General features: G+C 35.6%; 1 protein-coding gene. It reads right to left on the reverse strand.

Annotated elements, in window-relative coordinates:
- Positions 1–492: 492 nt before the first annotated feature.
- A partial coding sequence (locus tag ACT3TU_RS14310) for a hypothetical protein (RefSeq protein ID WP_444784538.1) occupies positions 493–735 on the reverse strand: 243 nt, incomplete at its 5' end.

The following is a 735-nucleotide window of genomic DNA, read 5'->3' on the forward strand; positions in this document are numbered from 1 at the left end:
GATTAACTACTGATACCCTGTATTGCATATAGCCTCAAATATTAAAAAGCCCCAAGCTAAAATATTTTCAGTTTTTTATTTTATAAATATACCAATTTAGTCAAACCTAAATATCTGTATTGGTATTTCTTTGTAGTCTCTATGGTCATCTCAACCATCATACGCCACTTATGGTTTTAGCTATCATCAGTCAATGACTGGCGATAGCTAAAATTGGACACTCCGAGTAGTCTGTTTAAACGTGCTCAGCTTCTAACTTGGTTACTATATCGCTAAAAACTTCCTCAAAATGCTCGTTGTCAGTACATCGTTTGAATGCGTTACCATTCCAAAATCCTAAATGAAATGTGATTGTAAGTCGCTTTTTATCCGCAATTATCCGTCTTATTTCCGATAAGTTAATAATTTCATCGTCTACAACTATAAAACTTGGCATCTAAATCTCTTTCTGTGGTTTTTATTAATAATAGGTAGCTATAAACCTTACTTGCTCTATTTGGTTTCAGTATCAGAGTCGGGCAGGGGTGTACGAATAATAAGACGATAGATATCAAAACATAGAGTCCAGAAAAACCAAAGCAATATAGCAGCACATGAACCCAAGCCGATAACAATAGTGCCTATTCTAATACCACCATCCAGACCCCCATTCCAAATATGAGGTGCAATAGGTGGACCCATCGTTGCAACAAACGCCAAAAAAAACCCTAACATTACTATGAATCCTGTAATTGT

Origin of the sequence: Psychrobacter sp. AOP3-A1-26 (genome assembly GCF_052378235.1) — a bacterium.
GTDB lineage: Bacteria > Pseudomonadota > Gammaproteobacteria > Pseudomonadales > Moraxellaceae > Psychrobacter.